Here is a 19,472-nt window from a genome sequence, read left to right on the forward strand (position 1 = left end):
AATACCGTTTCAATCGTCGAGCAGACCTGTGCGCTCTGATTCCTCGATTACTCAAAGCCGTGATGCAGGCTAAACCTTGTCCAAGAGGGGTATTTCAAGCCTTAATTGAGCAAGAGACATAATCAGGAAAGTTTTTAAGCCTTTCTTATGATAAAGCGCAAAAGGAAGGCCCGCATGTACTGGCATAAAGGTGAGTGAGAATTTGCCTGATAAAAGTAATACCTACACTGCAGTAAGCACATTGCCGGTATACACTAGGGGTCAGCCTTTTATGATCTGTCAGCCATGAAACCACACTATCTTTCTCCTTTGTTTGATCCCCGCTCTGTGGCGGTGGTGGGTGCGTCTGAAACGCCTGGCGCGGTAGGCACTACTGTGTTTGCCAATTTGCTGGATGGCGGTTACACGGGGAAATTATTCCCTGTTAATTTGCATCACGAGCAGGTGCAGGGCATCGCGGCATTTAAATCCTTAGCTAAGGTGCCGATGGTGGTGGATTTAGTCATTATCACAACCCCCGCCAAAACTCTGATGGATTTAATTGAGGAAAGTGGCAGGAAGGGTATTAAAGCCGCCGTGATCATGTCTTGCGATTTTGTGGGGACAGATAAAAAAAGCCAGATTCTGCTGGAAAAAATCATGGAGCGGGCCCGGCATTATGGCTTGCGGATTATTGGCCCTACCGTTTTTGGCCTGTGCCGTGTCAGCGCTAAATTAATGGCGGGTAATTATCAGGGCAAGTTAAAAAATGGCAGCATGGCGCTGGTATCGCAATCATCATCGATTACCTCGGCGATTTTAGACTGGGCCGAATCGCACGATGTGGGTTTTTCTTCAGTGGTGTCTTTAGGCTCGGCCGTCGATGTGGATGTGGGCGAGGTACTGGATTACCTAGTGGCAGATCCTAAAACCCAGAGCATTTTGCTGTATATCGAAGACCTGCACGAGGCACGCACTTTTATGTCGGCGGTGCGGGCTGCGGCGCGCTCCAAGCCGGTAATGGCGCTGAAAGTAGGGCGCTATAACGATGCTTCTGCCGCGCATGGCCGTACCCATTCTGAGCGGCTGATCGGCCGTGATGATGTATTTGATGCCGCGCTTAAGCGGGCCGGTGTGCTGCGCCTGCGCTCAATTAATCAGCTGTTTACGGCTGCAAAAGTATTAAATGGTACGTTTAAAACCAAGGGCCGCCGTCTGGCTATCGTAACTAACGGCATCGGTGCCGGGATGATGGCGGTAGACCGGGCGCGTGATTTGCATGTGCAGCTGCCAGAGCTGTCTCTGGCTACAGTGGCCTGGCTGGCTAAAAATCTGCCCGCACAAGCCAGCCGTAATAATCCGGTCGATATCCTGGGGGATGCCTCACCGGAGCGATTCAAACTGGTGGTTGAAGCCGTACTGGCCGACCCAAATATTGATGGCGTGCTGGTGGTGTTTACCCCGCAGGCAGGCACTGATCATTTACGTACTGCCGAAGCGATGATTGCTCTGAAAAAAAGCAGCGATAAGCCGCTGCTGATGGCGTGGATAGGCGGCAAAAAAGTCGACGCCAGCCGCAAGCTGCTGGTGAAGGCAGGCTGTGCCAGCTTTTCTGCGCCTGAGCACGCCGTAGAAGTGTTTTATTCTTTAGCCGCATGGCAGCATAACCAGCAGCTCTTATTGCAAACTCCTGCCCCGCTGGGTGAGTGGGAAGCGCCGGATATGGAAACTGCACGCATGGTGATTGATAAAGTGCTGGCCGATGGCCGCAGCCTGCTGGATGAAATTGAATCAAAAGCAATTTTGCGTGCGTTTCATATTCCCGTCGCCATGACGGTGCGTGCCAATAGCGCCGATGATGCAGTCAATGCCGCTATGGGCATGGGCCTGCCGGTGGTGCTGAAAATAGACGCCGTCGATTTGATGCACAAAACCGATATCGACGGCGTAGTGCTTAATTTAAACAGCCTGATTGCAGTGGCCAGCGAAGCCAATAAAATGCTCAGCCGTGCCCACGATAAGCTGGGCGTTGAGCGTGTGCGCGGCCTGACGGTGCAACCCATGCACGGCAAAAAGTACGCCCGTGAGCTGATGGTGGGGGTCGTCAACGATTCGGCCTTTGGCCCGGTGATTAGCTTTGGTGCGGGGGGGATTGCGGTAGAAGTATTTAACGATATCGCGGTATCGCTGCCGCCCTTAAATGATTATCTGGCCGAGCATTTGATCCGCCGCACGCGGATTAAAAAAATGCTCGCCCCTTTCAGAAACCAGCCAGCAGTGAATATCGAGGCGGTTAAAAATGTGCTGCTGCGCGTATCGGAAATGGTTTGCGAATTACCGCAGATTCAGCAGCTGGATATCAACCCGCTGATCAGCGACGAAAACGGCGTGATAGCGGTGGATGCCAGCATTATTGTGGCTGCAGTAGATCCCAAAGCCCGCCGTTACGCACATATGGCGATTCATCCCTATCCATCGCATTTAATGCAGCTCACCCAGCTCAAAACCGGCATGCCCATGATTTTGCGTCCCATCCGCCCGGAGGACGCAGATTTGCTGATTCAGTTTGTCAGCCGCCTATCGGATGAGACACGCTATAACCGCTATATGAGCGTGCTTAAATCCCTGCCACAAAGCCTGCTGGCACGTTTTACTCATCTGGATTACGCCAGAGAAATGGCCATTGCCGCCACGGTGCAGGCAGGCCAGGGCGAGCAAATTATCGGCGTAGCCCGTTATACTGCCAACCCCGATAAAGACAGCTGCGAATTTGCCGTGGTGATTGATGATGCCTGGCAAGGCAAGGGCCTTGGTAACCGCCTGATGGAAGCCCTCTTCACCGCCGCCCGCGATATGGGCTTATCGACTATCGAAGGCGAAGTGCTCACCAGCAACAAAACCATGCTGGCCTTTATGAAGCACCTTGGCTTCACGATTCAGACTCACCCGGAAGACAATGGGCTGAAGTGGGTGGTGAAGGAGTTGTAGCAAAACCCAAGTCTTAAAACACAGAGGGCACAGAGAACATGGAGTTTCACGGAGAAAAGCAGGCATTGAATTAAGTTATTTTCTTTGGATCTTAGGGTCTGTTGACGTTTCATTCACGGCTGCGTTGGCTGCAGTTTTGGGGCTGAACAAGGCAAAAATTGCGACATGGCACGAGTACCATTAGCGATTTTTAACGATGTGCAGCCCCAAAAATGCAGTCAACCCGAAGGGCTGAGCCGGAAAACGGCCATTCACTGCGTTATGCTCCTCGACAATAACCAGTTATTGCCTTCGTCGCATGCCTTGTGCTTGGCCGTTTTCCGGCGCAGCGCAATTGTGAATGAAACGTCAACAGACCCTAGGCATTATCAAATTGACTAACCTTGGCTTCCATCACGGTTAGTCGCACGGGGCTTAAATCTCCCCTGAAGCACGCCGAAACGTGGAACAAGCGGGGCGGGGTTTCGGCGAGGATGTTTGAGCGAGCGAAGCGAGTGAGTCCCGCAGCCGCCGTCTCGATTGTCCGCAGTGAGGGGCCTTCGTGCTGTTCGGGGCGGCCTTCTTTGCTTCCTTTCTTGGCCGTTCAAGAAAGGGAGTCCCATGCGGGGGACTCCCGCACCTAAATCAACGTGCCGAAGGCACTAATAAAAATGATCTTTTTGATTGTTTGGTGCGCTGGAGCGAAATCCGCCGAACTTATAATCTCACAACAAGTCAGGCGGGTTTTACCCGCCCCGCAAATGATGCAATCCCTATAAAACACCGCACAATTGAGTAACTTTATGTCCTCCGCCGTATCCTGTAGTACCTGTAAAGCCTGTTGTTGCCAGCTGGAAGTGATGCTGATTGCCGGGGATGATGATGTGCCGCCGGAGTATGTTGAGAAGGATGCCTGGGGCGGCGAGATTATGCACAGGCTGGAGGATGGCTGGTGTGCGGCGCTGGATCGCCGCAGCATGATGTGTACGATCTATGAGCAAAGACCGTGGATTTGCCGGGATTATCAGGAGGGTGATTTTGATTGCATGGAGCAAAGAAAGCGCATCCCCATCCTGACCGCCCGCTGGCAGCTCAATCAATAAGCGCGCTTTCGCTAAAGAAAACCAGTTTAAAACCTGCCTCTATTCGTGATGCAGGTTTTTTTCAATTCTCTGATCCGGAATAAACCAGATCACGGCCACTGCAATATATAGACTAATCGCTATCCATACATTTAGGAAGGCGAGCGGGATGGCGAGCAGGTACATCAGCATCGATATTTTCCCTTTGCGGTCTTCGCCAAAAGCGATGGCCAGCTCGGATTGATTGCCGTGAATTTTAATCAGAAAGTGGGCCAGTATTGGCCAGGCCACGCTAGCCATAAAAAGTATAAAGCCATACAGAGCGACTGCTGGCGGGGCGAAGTGGCTTTCTTGCATCCATGCGGTGGTGACCGGAATCAAAGACAGCCAGAAAAGTAAGTGCAAATTGGCCCACAAAACCGGGCCATTTATTTTGTGCACGATATGCAGCATATGGTGATGATTATTCCAGTAAATCCCCACCATGATAAAGCTGAATACATAGCCTAAGAAAATGGGGATCATTGGCAAGAGCGCATGGGCATCTTCCCCGTGCGGCACTTTAAGCTCCAAAACCATGATGGTGATAATAATAGCGATCACCCCGTCACTAAATGCTTCCAAACGCGTTTTGCCCATTCTTGCTGTCCATTTAAGTCGTTTTTTTTATTCTAGCTGAATCAGGCCGGGCTTTCTCAACCGTCATTTGCAGCCCGCTTGTGCGTGTTGCAGAGACGTTCTTGCTATGATGTTTGGATAGATTTTGTGTATAGCAATTTTCAATGTGTAAGATTTAAACTATCAATTAGACCTGAGAGAGGCGGGGGCTTAAGATGACTTCACTGCTTCACAAACAACACTTTCTCTACTTAGGAGTTACACCATGTCTTTGATTAACAGCGAAATTAAACCATTTAAAGTTAACGCATTCCACGCAGGTAAATTTACTTCCGTGACTGACGCGGATCTGAAAGGCAAGTGGTCGGTTGTGTTCTTCTACCCGGCTGATTTCACTTTTGTTTGCCCAACTGAATTAGGCGACTTGGCTGATTTTTACCCGGAATTCCAAAAAATGGGTGTAGAGGTTTACTCGGTTTCTACCGATACCCAGTTCACCCACAAGGCCTGGCACGATACATCAGACACCATTAAAAAGATTAACTACCCGATGCTGGCAGACCCTACCGGCACGCTGACCCGCAATTTTGATGTGATGATCGAAGAAGAAGGCTTGGCACTGCGAGGCACCTTCCTGATCAACCCTGAAGGCCAGATCAAGCTGTGTGAAATCCACGATAACGGTATTGGCCGCTCTGCAGCAGAGCTAATGCGCAAAGTGCAGGCCGCTCAATATATTGCCAAGCACCCAGGCGAAGTTTGCCCGGCTAAATGGCAGCCAGGTGCAGAAACACTGGCACCGTCGCTTGATTTAGTTGGCAAGATTTAATGAGTTAATTAAATGCGTAGGGCGGTTTTCAACCGCCCTACGATGATCGCTTTTATTGCAAAAGCACTTTTTAAACTGGCGCCAGGCGCTTTTTCAATAAAAACTATTGTGGAGAATTCATCATGCTTGAATCCAATATCAAAACTCAACTTGCTGCTTATTTAGAAAAACTGCAATTTCCGATTGAGCTGATTGCCTCTGTGGACGAAAGCGCTGCTGCTCAGGAAATGCAAAGCTTATTGCAAGAAATTACCGAGCTGTCAGACAAAATCACCCTGCGATTTGAGGATGCCGCACTCAAGCCTTCCTTCGGGATTGCCCGTGTTGGCGAAGAGCCCCGCGTGCGTTTTGCCGGGATTCCCATGGGGCACGAATTTACGTCTCTGGTATTGGGTCTGCTGCAAGTGGGGGGCCATCCGCCCAAGATTGAAGCAGCACTGATTGAGCAGATTAAGACCTTGCCGGGCGAGCTACGTTTTGAAACGTTTATCTCGCTCACCTGCCAAAACTGCCCGGAAGTGGTGCAATCGCTTAATTTAATGGCGGTGCTTAATCCCAAAATCAGCCATGTGATGATTGATGGCGCGCTGTATCAGGATGAGGTGAACGCAAGGCAGATTATGGCGGTGCCTTCGGTGTATCTGAATGGCGAAGCTTTTGGCCAGGGCCGCATGGGCATTGAAGAAATCGTGGCTAAGCTTGATACCGGCTCGGCAGAGCGCCAGGCTGAAGCGATTTCAGGCAAAGATCAGTTTGATTTACTAGTGATTGGCGGTGGGCCAGCGGGTGCGGCAGCGGCGGTATATGCCGCGCGTAAAGGGATTCGCACTGGCGTGGTGGCCGAGCGTTTTGGCGGCCAGGTGCTGGATACAATGAGTATCGAAAACTTTATCTCTGTACAAGAAACCGAAGGGCCAAAGCTGGTCACCGCGCTGGAGCAGCATGTAAAGCAATACGATGTGGATATTATGAATCTGCAACGCGCCGAAGCGCTGAGCCTCGATGAAAACGGTATTAGCCAGATTCGCCTTGCCAGTGGTGCAACCTTAAAAAGTAAATCAGTGATTATTGCGACCGGTGCACGCTGGCGCGAAATGAATGTGCCAGGGGAGAAAGAATACCGAGGCCGTGGCGTGGCTTATTGCCCGCATTGCGATGGCCCGCTGTTTAAAGGCAAGCGTGTTGCGGTAGTGGGCGGAGGGAATTCTGGCGTAGAAGCTGCGATTGATCTGGCCGGGATTGTGGAACACGTTACCCTGCTGGAGTTTGGCGCAGAGCTGCGCGCCGATGCCGTATTGCAGAAAAAACTCTACAGCCTGCCGAATGTGGTGGTGATTAAGCAAGCGCAAACTACCGAAGTGCTGGGCGATGGGCAGAAGGTCAGCGGCCTGCAATATACCGATCGCCAGAGCGGTGAATCGCATCAGGTCGGTTTGGCCGGGATTTTTGTGCAAATTGGCTTGCTGCCCAATACCGACTGGCTGAAAGGCACGCTGGGTTTAAGCAAACATGGTGAGATTGAGGTGGATAACCGCGGGCAGACCTCCTTACCTGGTGTATTTGCCGCAGGCGATGTAACCACAGTGCCCTTTAAGCAAATCGTGATTGCCATGGGCGATGGTGCAAAAGCTTCTCTTGGTGCATTTGATCATTTGATGCGCAGTTAAAGTAGGCATCTTTCAATAAAACAGCCGCGAAAATCCTTGGGGTTTTCGCGGCTGTTTGCATTGCCTCTCACTTGCAAGCATTGCATTATTTTCAGGGCGGGTGAAACCTGCCAGGTTTATGTCTTAAAAGCTACGTAAACGGCGGGTTGCTCCCGCCGCCCTAAAAGATTTACTTCTTGCAAGCGCCCAAGTCTTGCCACACGCCCCACTGGCCACTTTTTGCGGGCTCTTCACCGACGGTCCACCATTTGTTTTGGTAGTTATGCAGGTTCTGGCTGACCCTCGTGTTGACCGTGGCATAGGTGCTGCCTGCCTTCCAATCAGGTGCGCAGCTTGTTGATGGTGGCGGTGTGGGTACTGGTGTAGGAACCGGGGTCGGAACAGGCGTTGGCACTGGTGTTGGTACAGGTGTAGGAACTGGGGTCGGAACAGGCGTTGGTACAGGTGTTGGCGTTGGTGTTGGCACAATCACGCCGCCAATATCCACTTTAAAGCTGTATTCCCCATTGTTTCTGACATACACACGGTTGTCTTGCACTGATTTAACCGGGGATACGCTGCCGTTGTTTGCCAGCACGCCTACGCTGATATAGCGCGAGTTGATATTCACTTTTTGCGCCAGATAGAAAGGCCAGTTGGCGGCTAAAGATGTATTTTCTCCGGTTTGGCTATCGTAGCCAGTGGTGACAGAGAAGCTTTCCACATCGCGGCCATCTTTATCAAACAGGCGGAAAGTGACCTTGGTATCGGCTTTTAAATCCTGCTGAGCGCGGATTTGGCCCAGCTCTTTATAGGTAGAGAGGCTGCCAGAGAAATTAACATCCGAGCAGGAGTAAAACGCTTCATCACTGTCGCTGCGTTGCCACACATTATAAATAATGTGCACGCCGGTTTTTTTAGGCAGCGGGCAGGTGAGTTTGTATTTTTTATCCACTGCTGCTGTATTGCCTAAGGTGCAGAATGGGGCGTCTTCCAGATCAGACCAGGCTAAAGGTTTGTTAGGATTCCAGCCATCTTTGGTAATAAAAAATTGCCAGTTGCGGGTTTGGTGTGCGGCGGGGGCGGTGTAAATAAAATCAAATTGCCCATTCGCATTAGGTGCAATGGGGGTTACCGGCCAGTCGGTACGGGCCAGGTTCATCCCCGCATAATTTGATTTTCCTCCGGCGCAAAGCTGGCCATCCGGTACAAAAGCTTTGTGATTACCATTGGGCAGCTGATTTACACCAGACCAGTCGTAAAGCATTTGCGGGCCGGATAGTGCCACTGCGGCTTGGCAGGCTGCCGTTTTGGGGTTTTCAGGGCCTTCATTAAAGCAGCTTAAGATGCGGCTGATTGGCACTTCCATGGTGCCATGGGCACTGGCAAGCGGGGCCAGCAGGCTGGCCAGCAGGGCTGGCAGAGCATATTTATTCATTGTTTTCTCATCCATTGTTTATAAGGGTTATGGTTTTTGATCTGCGCCAAATAACCATAATCAGCTTATTGAAAGATATGAGAAAACTCAATTGGGGTTTCGTGGATAAAGTACTTATGTTTAATTACAAATGTTGTTTGTTTTGTGCCTGACTGAATAGAAGATAAGCCTGCTTAATAAAAGTAAGCAGTATGGCTTCAGCCTCTCATTCCTGATTCAGCCGTTTGAGTGGCAACGCCAACCCAGCAAAATGCTGCGGCCCTGCCGGTTTTGCTTTGTTTAGCAGAGTCTGGGGATGGCTCTGTATGTGTATTATTTTTTCAGCCAGCCTTCAATTTTACTGATGATTTCTTTATCGTCAGGCTCGGTGATCGAGCTGTAGGCTGTGACTGTTTTGCCATCCGGGGCAATTAAATATTTGTAGAAATTCCACTTGGGTGTGGTATCGGCAGCAGTACTGAGCCGTTTAAACAGCGGATTTGCATTGGCGCCGCGTACGCTGGATTTCTCCAGCATGGGGAACTCTACAAAATAGGTGAGGCGGCAGAAATCACCAATTTCTTTATTATCGGCCAGCTCTTGCTTGAAATCATTGGATGGAAACCCCACCACAAGCAGCCCCTGGTCTTTATATTTGGCGTAGATTTTTTCTAATTTATCAAATTGCGGGGTAAAGCCGCATTTGCTGGCGGTATTCACCACTAAAATAGGTTTGCCGCTATAACTGCAAAAATCAAAATTCTCCCCTTTTAGCGTTTTACTTTGGTAATCAAGCAAAGGCGGGCAGGCGGCCAGGCTGACAGAGCTGCAAAAACCAAGCAGTGCGAGGATACGCATATAATAATCCTTGTGGCGTTAAGGAGGAGCCGTGGTAAGTAAACCGGATTGAGCTATCTGCTTATTGAATTTCTAATGAGTGATCGAGCAGATCCATATTTTTTAGCGCTGCACAGCTATGCTGAACATGTAATTTTAATTCTACGATTGCTTGCTTTAGCTCTTCAGAAGTGTGCTCGTTTTTCTCAAGTTTGGCGAGTAGTTCACCAAGTGGCAGTGCGCCCACCGTATTCGCTATGGCTTTAAGTCTGTGGCATTCTGTTTTAATTAAATCGGGCTGGTTGTAGGCCAGAGCGTCGTCAATGGTTGCAAGCCCGCCCTTCATGGCTTCTGAAAAACGTTCGCAGTATTTGCGCTGGCGTGTTATTTCTTCACCCAGCATACTTTGCAGCTCTTGGTGGTTTATCCACTGGCCTTCAGAAGCTGGGGTAATATCTTTAGGGCTTACTGAAGAAGGGAGCTCTGGTTCAGTTTGCTGCCTGAAGCAGATCATTAGCGCCAGATAGAGTTTTTCTGCCTGCACAGGTTTACCAATAAAATGGTTCATGCCTGCCTGGGTGCAGCGCTGACGGTAATCTGTTGAAATATTGGCTGTCATTGCAATAATTGGAACTGCGTCATAATCGGGATTTTTTCTTAAAATCTGGCTGGCGGTAATGCCGTCCATTTCAGGCATTTGTACATCCATTAATATGGCATCAAACTGGTATTGCTGTGCTAATTGAATGGCTTCTTGTCCATTGTTTGCCAATATTACTTTAGCACCTTTTAGTTCTAATAACTCGCTTCCAATTTGCTGATTAAAAGCATGGTCATCTGCCAGTAAAATTAGCTTGTCTTTAAAGAATAATTCATTGTCTTTTACTTTATCTGGCATTACTAATGTGGATGGGTCTGTTTTTGCTTTATTAAGCACAATATGGAAGGTGAATTCACTGCCCTTGCCTAATTCACTTTTCATTGACAATTCACCGCCCATGAGCTGTACCAGCTGACGGCTGATGGCTAGTCCTAACCCGCTGCCACCATATTTTCGGGTAATGGAGTTGTCCGCTTGTTGAAAAGACTGAAATAGTAATTTTTGCACTTCAGGAGTAATGCCGATGCCTGTGTCGATAATACTGAATTGCAAGGTGTAATGCTCTGTATAAGGATGAACAATGAGAGTAACACTGCCACTGTCGGTAAATTTAATACTATTGCTGAGTAAATTCAGCAGTACTTGTTTAATGCGTAAATCATCACCATGCAAAGCAAGCGGGGTATTTTTATCGATTTGAATATTGAGCGTAAGGCCTTTCTCTGTGGCCTTATGCTGAATAAGCCCGCTAATATGATGAATAAGGTCAGATAAATTAAAATCTACAGTGTTTAAATCGAACTTACCCGCCTCTATTTTTGAAAAATCCAGAATATCATTGATTAAATCAAGCAAAAGTGTGCCAGATAAAGTAATTTTTTGCAGATAGTCACGCTGTTTTGGCGTTAATTCTGTCAGCTGAGCCAGATGAGCCATACCCAGTACACTATTGAGAGGCGTACGAATTTCATGGCTCATATTAGCTAAAAATGCGCTTTTAGCTTGATTTGCATTTTCTGCCTGCAGCTTTGCTGCTCCTAGTTCCTGTGTCCGTTCAATAACACGCAGCTCTAAAGTAGCAGCAAATTGCATGAGTGCCTCATCAAGTAATTTACGTTCAGTGAGGTCGCGGATCATTGCGGTAAAAATAGGTTGCCCATTGTTTTCTAAATATGAAATTGCAATTTCAGCAGGGAAATCATGTCCTTGCTGATGTCTTGCTACTACAGGTCTTACAGAGCGGCCTTGCATTTGTCTTGGTTTTTCTTTGTTTTTTGCAAATTGTATCATTTCTTCCCGGTGCTCATTTGCAAGACCTATTGGAAGTAAACATTCAATCGGCTGACCCAGTATGTTTTTTGCAGAGTAGCCAAATAATTTTTCTGCTGCAGGATTAAATAAAATGATATTAAATTGTGCATCTGCACTTACAATGGCATCCATGGCAGTATTAATCATGCCTAAGAGTTGCTCTTGTTTGTTTAATTTTTCTTTTTCTGAGTTTTTTCTTTCGGTAATATCCCGGGTAATGCCTATGAAATTAGTTAAAACGCCATTTTCATTAAATACAGGTGAAATGCTCAAATCGTTCCAGAATGAATTTCCATCTTTGCGGTAGTTAATAATTTCGCCATTAAATTCTTTTCCGGAATTAAGTGCATTACGAATTGCATTGATAGTTTCAGGGCTGGATAGGGGGCCTTGTAAAAAATTACAATTGCGCCCGATGAATTCCTCCGGGCTAAATCCGGTAATGGCAAGCAGAGGAGGGTTAACTGAAATAATATTCCGACTGGCATCGGCGATCAGTACGCCTTGTGATATTGCTTTAAGTGCTGCGTCACTTAATCTTAATTGCTCCTCTCCTTGTTTAATTGCAGTAATATCAGTGAGTAATACAAAAAAACCTTGAATCTTTTCTGCCTGAAAATGGGGAATATATTGTGCCAGCAGATAAGCTTGTTTACCATCGGATTTGATTAATGAGCGTTCATAGTTTTGTTCTTTACCCTCCAGTGCCCCATGAATGTAATGTTTAATGGCTTGGAACAGCTCAGGGCCTAGTAAATCTTGCATGGCGATATTGTGGATTTGGGTCACACTATGATTAAACCACTGGCAGTAGGCTTTATTCGCAAAAGCGCAATGTAAATCAGGTGTCCAGTAAGCCAGCATTCCCGGTATGTTTTCGGTTACTGTCCGTATGAATAATTCACTTTGTTTCAGCGCGTCTTCCCGCTTGCCCAGAGTGGTCAGTAAGTGGTTAACGCTGCTGAGCAGGTTTCCAATTTCATCGTTTTTGACAATGGGAAGCAGGCGGGGGGGGGCGTCACTCTCCGCCATGGTATTGAGGCACTTAATTGCCGTGTGCAGGTGAGAAAGTTGTTGTTTTAATATCCAGGCAATCAGCAGGGATAAGACCAGCGTTATCAAAAAAATGATGCCCAGAAGATGCCGCTCTGCTTGTTGAATAGGAAAAAATGCTTCGTCAGTGGGAAGGGCCGCTGCAACATACCAGTCAGCCAAGTTTACTTTTTTAACCGAGGTGAATACTTCGGTTTGGAGTAAATCAACAAAAATGCCAGATCCTTCTTTGCCCTGCATCATCCGGTCAGCAATGAGATTTACGCCTGCGGGCGTTGGTTTCATGACCAGACGTTGATCGGTGGCGGCGATGATGAGGTGTTGTTCTGGTGCGATCAGGGCATAGCCCCCAGTTTTTCCATTGTTATGTTTAATTTTTTCACTAATAAAGTTAGGTTTGTACAGATTTATAACGCCGGATAAGGCTGCGATCACTTGCCCCTGATTATTTTTAATGGGAACCGTGATCACAAATATGGGGTTTTTTTGTTGCTGATCCTGTTGTGTATTAGAAATCGAATTGATCCCCTGTGCCAGCGTCTGCCGAACCGATGACTGGTAAAGGGCATAGCTGATGGGGTGCTGGGCAAGGGAAACAGAAGGGATGATTAAATTGTTTTCGGCGGTACTGATATAACTGCCTGCGTTAAATAACTCTTGCAGCATATTATGGTTTTCAAGCTCAGATTGAAGGGCTGGCGGGTTTTTTAAGGATTGTGCCGTTATTTTTTTTGCAAAGTACTCTAGTGCATTTATGTTTTCTTGTAAGTGATGGTCAATGTCATTTGCAATAATACTCACGCTGGTGAGCTGTTGATTGCTGACCAGATGCAGCATTTCTTTTTGAAAAACACGTTTTGCATAGAATGTCAGCAATAGAATCGAGGCAACAAAGAGCAACAGCATTAGTAAGATAACTCTGTTTTGTAGTGAACGCAGTGGTCTCAAGTTTAAAATCATAGTGCTGTCAACTTTGAGTAAGTATGTTTTTGTACAGAGCAAAGTGTGTCAATGATTGCTGGTACGCTATTGAAGCTGATTCATCATCTGATTAACTGTAAATGGTGTTCTGGAGCGCTTTGATTGCGCTGCTCAGCTGATCCTGAAAATCAGCATCGGCACTGATGGTATTGGAGACTTCTTCTAAGCCCCGGCTCACAATGTCGATTAATGAGCTTTCCTGGCGTTCGGTTAATTGCAAACCCACAAGGGCCGCTTCAATACGGGAAGTGACTGTGCTCAGAATAATGGCAATGGAGGTACGGCCGTTTCTTTGCTGCTCGTCTATTTTACTTAGTGCATCTGTGAGCGATTTAATCGTTGCCCCAATTGCAATATCCCGTTCTTTGGCCTTAACCATGATATTGAGTGCTTCAAGCCGGTATTCGGTCGATTCAATCAGAATGGCCAGATTGTCGCGCAGGCGGCCACAGCGGTCTTCATCATGCTCTGGCATATTGCTGATCAGTACTCTGATATGCGGGTAAGTAATCGCCATACGGCTTTTAAACTGAGTGATGCGATCCATCGTGGACATATGGTGCATGATCGAGGTTTCCAATGCGCTGGCGGGTCCCCGCGCATTGACGGCTAAAGAGCCTCCTTCGGGAAGAATCAGCTCAACAACGCTGTCTACCTCAAACAGGGCGATGGCGCTGATTAAAGCCTTGGCTAAATCGAGCGGGGCAGCGCAATTATTAAAACGCTTAATCCCTTCGATCAGTAAGCCCGTTTCACTCATACTGGCCATGGCCAGCATGGCGGTATTGGTAGCGTATTGAGCCTGAGATTTTAATTGCTGCCGCTCTTCAATCAGCTGCAGAACATGCGCCACTTTGGCTTGCAATACTTTGGGGTTAGCAGGCTTGAGGACAAAATCTTCTCCACCTACATCAAAGCCCTGCAGCCTGTCCTCGATACCATCCAGCGCTGATAAAAACAGTACAGGCGTATCGCTGATATCAAAATCATCTTTGATCTGGCGGCATAGCTCATAGCCATCCATCTCCGGCATTTTTACATCTGCCAATACCAGTTTGGGATGCTGCTGCTGCACCAGCTGCAAAGCTGCTTTGCCATTTTCTGCCGTAATCACATTACATGTTTCGCTGAGGGCATCAAAGATAAAATCCAGCATAAAAAGATCGTCGTCAACAATGAGTACCAGTGGCTTGTCGTTCATGATATTGATCCTTGGCTCAGGGCCTGAGGTTTTTAATGGATCTGCAGAATAAAAAAATTCATCGCTTTGCCGCTTATTTGATGCTGGAAAGGTGGCTTTCCCACATTTTTTTCCAGTGTATAAATTCGGTTGCGGGCATTGGGTGGCCGATCAGATAGCCCTGTACTTCGTGGCAGCCCATATTGGAAACCAAATCCCAGTCGGCCTGCGTTTCTACGCCCTCTGCTACCAGGTTAAGGGAAAATTTCCGGCCTAAATCTGCGCTGTGTTCCAGAATGGTTCGGGCGGAAGCATCGGAGGTGGCACCGCTGACAAAGGCCTTATCGATTTTTAATTCGGTAAATGGAATCTGAATTAAATGCTCCATGGTCGAAAAGCCCGTGCCAAAGTCATCTACAGAGAGGCCAAAACCCATAATCCTTAAGCGGGTCAGGATATCGAGGCTGAGCACGTAATCATGGGTCAGCTGGGTTTCGGTGATTTCCAGCGTAATCAGCTCGGGGCTGATATTGCTTTCGCGCAGTACTTCCTGAAACAGCTCTGGCAGCTCCAGCCGGTGCAGATTGCCCATCGATACATTAATCGATAATTTGATGTGCTCACCCTGATCGAGCCATATTCGTAGCTGACGGCTGGCCAGCCTTAATACACAGAGGGTGAGATCATCGATTAAGCCTAAAGCTTCAATGGCCGGAACAAATAAATGTGGCCCAAGCAGCCCACGCAGGGGGTGACGCCAGCGGGCTAAGCTTTCTGCCCCAAGTACGCCGCGCCCGTTGGTGCTAACTTTGGGCTGGTAATAGAGTTCCACCTCACCTGCGGCAAGGCCGTTGCGTATTTCATCTTCAAGCAGTTGCAACTGGGGCATGTGGCTGCCAGCGTGCTCTGTGCCTGAATGCGCGGGGTGTAGGAGTAATATTTGTGCCAGCTCTTCTTTTTTGACCGGCTTGGTGAGCGATCCGCCCAGCTTTAAGTGAAAAGAATGCGCCAGCCGTTCTGCCGCTTTTAATACCTGCTTATCCATTGCAGAAAGAATGGCGATATAGCCTTCGTACTGCAGCAAACCCAGCTGGCGCAAAAAGGCGACGCCATCCATATCGGGCATTTGTAAATCGCAAAAAATCCAGTCAGGCTGAGGGGGCAGGGCAAGTCTTTTAAGTGCATCTTCTGCTTTTAAAAATGACAGGATTTGCGTAATGCCTAAATCATTCAGATGTTGCTGGATGATTTCCAGAATAAAGCGGTCATCGTCTACTAAAAGGATGCAAAGCGGGCTGTGCTCCGGCACATGCGCTGCGCCTGGTGTTGGGCTGCCTGCTCCATCCAGCAAGCCATTTTTTTGCAGCGCTTCACAGCTTTGCAGAAATAAAGATTGCAGCTGCCTGATTTTTTCTGATTGCACATCGGATGGCGTGGTTTGATCGAGTTTTTCCATGGAGGCAAGCTGCAGGCCTAATGGCATTGCGCCAACCGTACGGGCGATGGATTTCAGTTTGTGGCATTCAGGGCCTATCAGGTTATGACTTTCATGGGCCTTCAGAATATTGCTCAGCCCTTCTTCAAAAGATTGCACAAATTTTGCACAATATTTGCGCTGGCGGTCGGTATCATCGCCCAGCATGCTGCGTAACTCTGAAAAATCGATAATTGGGGCAGTGAGCTCACCGCCGCAGCCGGTCAGGGATGCTTCTTCCCGGGGGGGCTCTGCTTCTGGCTGAGGGCGTTTTATTTCGGGTAGCTTTGCAGCGTGAGGCCCAAGCCAGTAAGCCAGTATCTGATAGATTTTCTCTGCCTGCACGGGTTTGCCGATAAAGTCATTCATACCTGCATTCAGGCAATTTTGGCGATATTCGCGTGATACATTGGCTGTCATGGCGATAATGGGTACTGAATCAAATGCGGGCATTGTTCTAAGGGCTAGGCTGGCGGTAATGCCATCCATCTGAGGCATTTGTACATCCATCAGTATTGCGTCGAAATGGTGTTGTTTGGCTAATTGCAGTACTTCAAGCCCATTATTGGCAATCACCACTTCTGCGCCGGCTATTTGTATTAGTTCGGCACCAATTTGCTGATTAAACGGATGGTCGTCTGCCAGTAATATATGCTTTCCTACAAGGAAATGATCCCTGATTGAATGATTCTGATGGGCCGGTGAAGGAGCAAGCGCATTAATTGTTGGCAGGCTGAGGCTGAATTTAAATTCACTGCCCTGATCCGGCTGGCTGGTGACGGTTAATTCCCCTCCCATGAGCTGTACTAACTGCCTGCTGATTGCAAGCCCCAGGCCTGTTCCTCCGTATTTGCGGGTAATTGAGTTATCTGTCTGCTGAAATGATTGAAACAATTGCGCTTGCGCGTTTGCGGGAATCCCTATTCCAGTATCGCGTACACTAAAAGCCAGATTTTCATTTGAATCTAAATTAACGGTTAAAGTTATTTTGCCATCCTGAGTAAATTTAATGGCATTACTGAGTAAATTAATCAGCACTTGCTTGATACGTAAATCATCACCCCGTAAAAATGAGGGAACTTGTATGCCAATTACAATATGGAGTTGCAGGCCTTTTTCTTCTGCTTTTTGCTGAATTAATTCACGCACATGGTCAATCAGCTCATGCAGAGAAAAATCATGGCTGCTGATTTCCATTTTACCGGCTTCAATTTTTGAAAAATCAAGAATGTCATTAATCAGATCAAGCAGGTGATTTGCAGATAGTGTGATTTTTTGCAGGTAATCGCTTTGTTTGGCATTTAAGGGGGTGAGCTGGGCCAAATGCGCCATGCCCAGTACGCTATTGAGCGGGGTGCGAATCTCGTGGCTCATATTGGCCAGAAATGCACTTTTTGCCAGATTGGCGTTTTCTGCTTGTTGTTTAGCCGCTTCCAGCTCATAAGTACGCTCAATAACACGCTGTTCCAGCGTTGTGGTTAATTGCAATAAGCTGGTTTCATAGGCCAGCCGGTCTGTAATATTGCGCACCATGGCGGTGTAAATGGGGCTGCCAAAATTTTCCAGGTAAGAAATGGCCACTTCGATAGGAAACTCATTGCCATCGGCTCGTTTGCCCATCACCTGGCGTGCTGAGCTGCCGCCCATTTTGCGATGGCCTTCACCCTGGCCGCCAAATTTGTGCATCTGCGCACGGTGCTGCACTGCCAGCTTAACGGGGATGAGTACTTCAATCGGGCAGCCCAGCATTTGTTGGGCCGGATAGCCAAACATATTTTCTGCTGCCTGATTAAACAGAATAATGTTGAATTCGGCATCGGTGGTGACAATGGCATCCATGGCCGAATCAATCATGCCTGCCAGCTGGGCCCGGTTGGCTAAGAGTGCATTTTCATTGTTTTTGCGTTCGGTAATATCATGGTGAGTGCCAATCACTCTCAGCGGCTGGCCCTTTTCATCACGGCTGACCACCATGCCGCGATCAACGATCCATTTCCAGCTGCCATCTTTGCTGCGGATACGGTATTCATTACTAAAAAATGGCGTGCTGCCTTTCAGGTGGGCCTTTACCTTATTAATGACTTTAAGCCTGTCTGCCGGATGTATCCGTTTTTCCCATTCCTGATGCGTATTGTTAAGTTCTTCGTCAGTAAAGCCGAGCATTTCTTTCCAGCGGCGGCTGTAAAAAACAGTATTACTGCCTATATCCCAATCCCAAAGCCCATCGCCTGATCCTTCAATCGCAAATTGCCAGCGGCTTTCGCTCTCTTTCAGCTCGCTGATGTCCTGAATACTTACCGGCACAATGCGGGCTTCTTCCTCTGTTGAAGGAATGGGGTAGGAGATCAGTGCCTGAAATGATCTGCCTTGCAGCGTTTTAAGATTAATTTCGCTGCGAAAAATGGCATCCTTGCGCCAGAAAGCCAGCAGCTCCTGGCGAATAACAGTGAGCGCACTTTCTCCAAATAAACTTGCAAAGCCTTGCATAAATTCAGCCTTACTTGTTCCTTCAAATAAGGCCAGCGTGGCAGGGTTGATATCAATAACTTTGAACATACTGATCATATTCAGTAAGGAAGACGGCGTTTCTTCAAGATAGGCCGCCAGATCAGTAATCCCCGCTTCACGCAGTGCGGTGAGGTGGGTTAAAAGGGCCGTCATATCCTGATTCCAGATAGACAAATCGGCCTTATCAAACAGCTGGCGATAGCGCTGAGCTTGTTCTTGTAAGTCTGCTTTTTGCTGATAAAGCTCGCTTAAATCGATCAGGGTGATCAGCTGTGCCTTCTCTTGCCCCAGTGTTAACAGAGTCTGGCTGGCTTTAACTGTTTTAAAGCCGCCATTTTTACAGCAAATTGTCAGCTCTGAAGCCGGGGAAACGGAATCTGTGCTGAGCTGGGCAGGCTGTATATTCTGAGCATTAACCCACTGCCAGCGGGCCTGATCGGGAAAGGCTTGCTCCCACCAGCGGCTTAGTTGAGGCAGATCTGTTTCCTGATAGCCAAAGCTGTTGCTAAATGCCGGGTTCAGGTAAATGATTTCGCCCTGTGCATTGAAAAGCACATGAGGGATGGGGGAAGTTTCAATCAGGTGCAGGCTGTGCTTCAGAGGGCTGTGCTCAAAGGTGATCTCCTCTATTGAGCCGATATAGCCGGAGATTTGCCCGTGTGCATCCCACAGTGGGCGGGTTTTGGCGCGGACATATCGTATGCCCTGATCCGGCGGCAAAATGCGAAAGGAAAGCTCAAAATCAGCTTGTGTACTGAGCGCCTGCAGCCATTGTTCGTGTACCAGCTTGCTGTCATCAGGGTGCAGACTTTTCAGCCATCCATAGCCCGCACATTCTTCTGCAGTAAGGCCAAACATTGTTTGTAAGGCTGAGTTGGTATAGCGGCATTGCCCGCTGGCATGACACAAGTAAATGCAGCCAGGTATCTGATCGATAAGTTGCAACTGGCTTGTATCGCTGAACACGGCAGGCATTAAGAGCGTCTCTT

Annotated in this window: 10 protein-coding genes; 4 read left to right on the forward strand and 6 right to left on the reverse strand. The window is 48.1% G+C overall.

All coding sequences use genetic code 11. The features are described from left to right. Positions 1–285: 285 nt before the first annotated feature. Both CSQ88_RS13300 and CSQ88_RS13305 read left to right on the forward strand, forming a co-directional pair. Positions 286–2,967: a bifunctional acetate--CoA ligase family protein/GNAT family N-acetyltransferase gene (locus tag CSQ88_RS13300; RefSeq protein ID WP_099398584.1), complete on the forward strand. Its 2,682-nt coding sequence runs from the start codon at positions 286–288 to the stop codon at positions 2,965–2,967. Between the two features lie 782 nt (positions 2,968–3,749). Beyond that, a complete protein-coding gene (locus CSQ88_RS13305) occupies positions 3,750–4,049 on the forward strand; it encodes a YkgJ family cysteine cluster protein (protein WP_099398585.1) in 300 nt (99 codons plus the stop codon). 39 nt (positions 4,050–4,088) lie between these two features. On the opposite strand, the gene CSQ88_RS13310 is transcribed toward CSQ88_RS13305, so the two are convergent. After that, positions 4,089–4,667 (reverse strand): TMEM175 family protein, encoded by a 579-nt coding sequence (locus CSQ88_RS13310; protein WP_099398586.1) that lies wholly within the window; start codon positions 4,665–4,667, stop codon positions 4,089–4,091. Between the two features lie 244 nt (positions 4,668–4,911). Here CSQ88_RS13310 and ahpC point away from each other — a divergent pair, with 244 nt between their 5' ends. Then, the gene (ahpC, locus tag CSQ88_RS13315) at positions 4,912–5,475 is read left to right on the forward strand and encodes an alkyl hydroperoxide reductase subunit C (protein WP_099398587.1); all 564 of its coding nucleotides are present in this window, start codon (positions 4,912–4,914) and stop codon (positions 5,473–5,475) included. A gap of 122 nt (positions 5,476–5,597) precedes the next feature. Continuing rightward, entirely contained in the window at positions 5,598–7,142 is a 1,545-nt protein-coding gene (gene ahpF / locus CSQ88_RS13320) for an alkyl hydroperoxide reductase subunit F (RefSeq protein ID WP_099398588.1), read from the forward strand. A gap of 169 nt (positions 7,143–7,311) precedes the next feature. Here the strand turns inward: ahpF and CSQ88_RS13325 are convergent, their stop codons facing one another. The 5 genes from CSQ88_RS13325 to CSQ88_RS13345 form a co-directional block, all read right to left on the reverse strand. Further along, complete coding sequence (locus CSQ88_RS13325; protein ID WP_099398589.1) at positions 7,312–8,559, reverse strand: lytic polysaccharide monooxygenase; 1,248 nt, start codon at positions 8,557–8,559, stop codon at positions 7,312–7,314. A 312-nt stretch (positions 8,560–8,871) separates the two neighbouring features. Next, positions 8,872–9,396 carry a glutathione peroxidase gene (locus CSQ88_RS13330; protein ID WP_099398590.1) on the reverse strand — a complete coding sequence of 175 codons (525 nt, stop codon included), beginning with the start codon at positions 9,394–9,396 and terminating at the stop codon, positions 8,872–8,874. A 61-nt stretch (positions 9,397–9,457) separates the two neighbouring features. Further along, the gene (locus tag CSQ88_RS13335; RefSeq protein WP_180273654.1) at positions 9,458–13,246 is read right to left on the reverse strand and encodes a PAS domain S-box protein; all 3,789 of its coding nucleotides are present in this window, start codon (positions 13,244–13,246) and stop codon (positions 9,458–9,460) included. A gap of 145 nt (positions 13,247–13,391) precedes the next feature. Continuing rightward, complete coding sequence (locus CSQ88_RS13340) at positions 13,392–14,522, reverse strand: two-component system response regulator (protein WP_099398592.1); 1,131 nt, start codon at positions 14,520–14,522, stop codon at positions 13,392–13,394. 73 nt (positions 14,523–14,595) lie between these two features. Further along, entirely contained in the window at positions 14,596–19,458 is a 4,863-nt protein-coding gene (locus CSQ88_RS13345) for an EAL domain-containing protein (RefSeq protein ID WP_099398593.1), read from the reverse strand. Positions 19,459–19,472 lie beyond the last annotated feature (14 nt).

This window comes from Iodobacter sp. BJB302, assembly GCF_002735645.1.
Lineage (GTDB): Bacteria > Pseudomonadota > Gammaproteobacteria > Burkholderiales > Chitinibacteraceae > Iodobacter.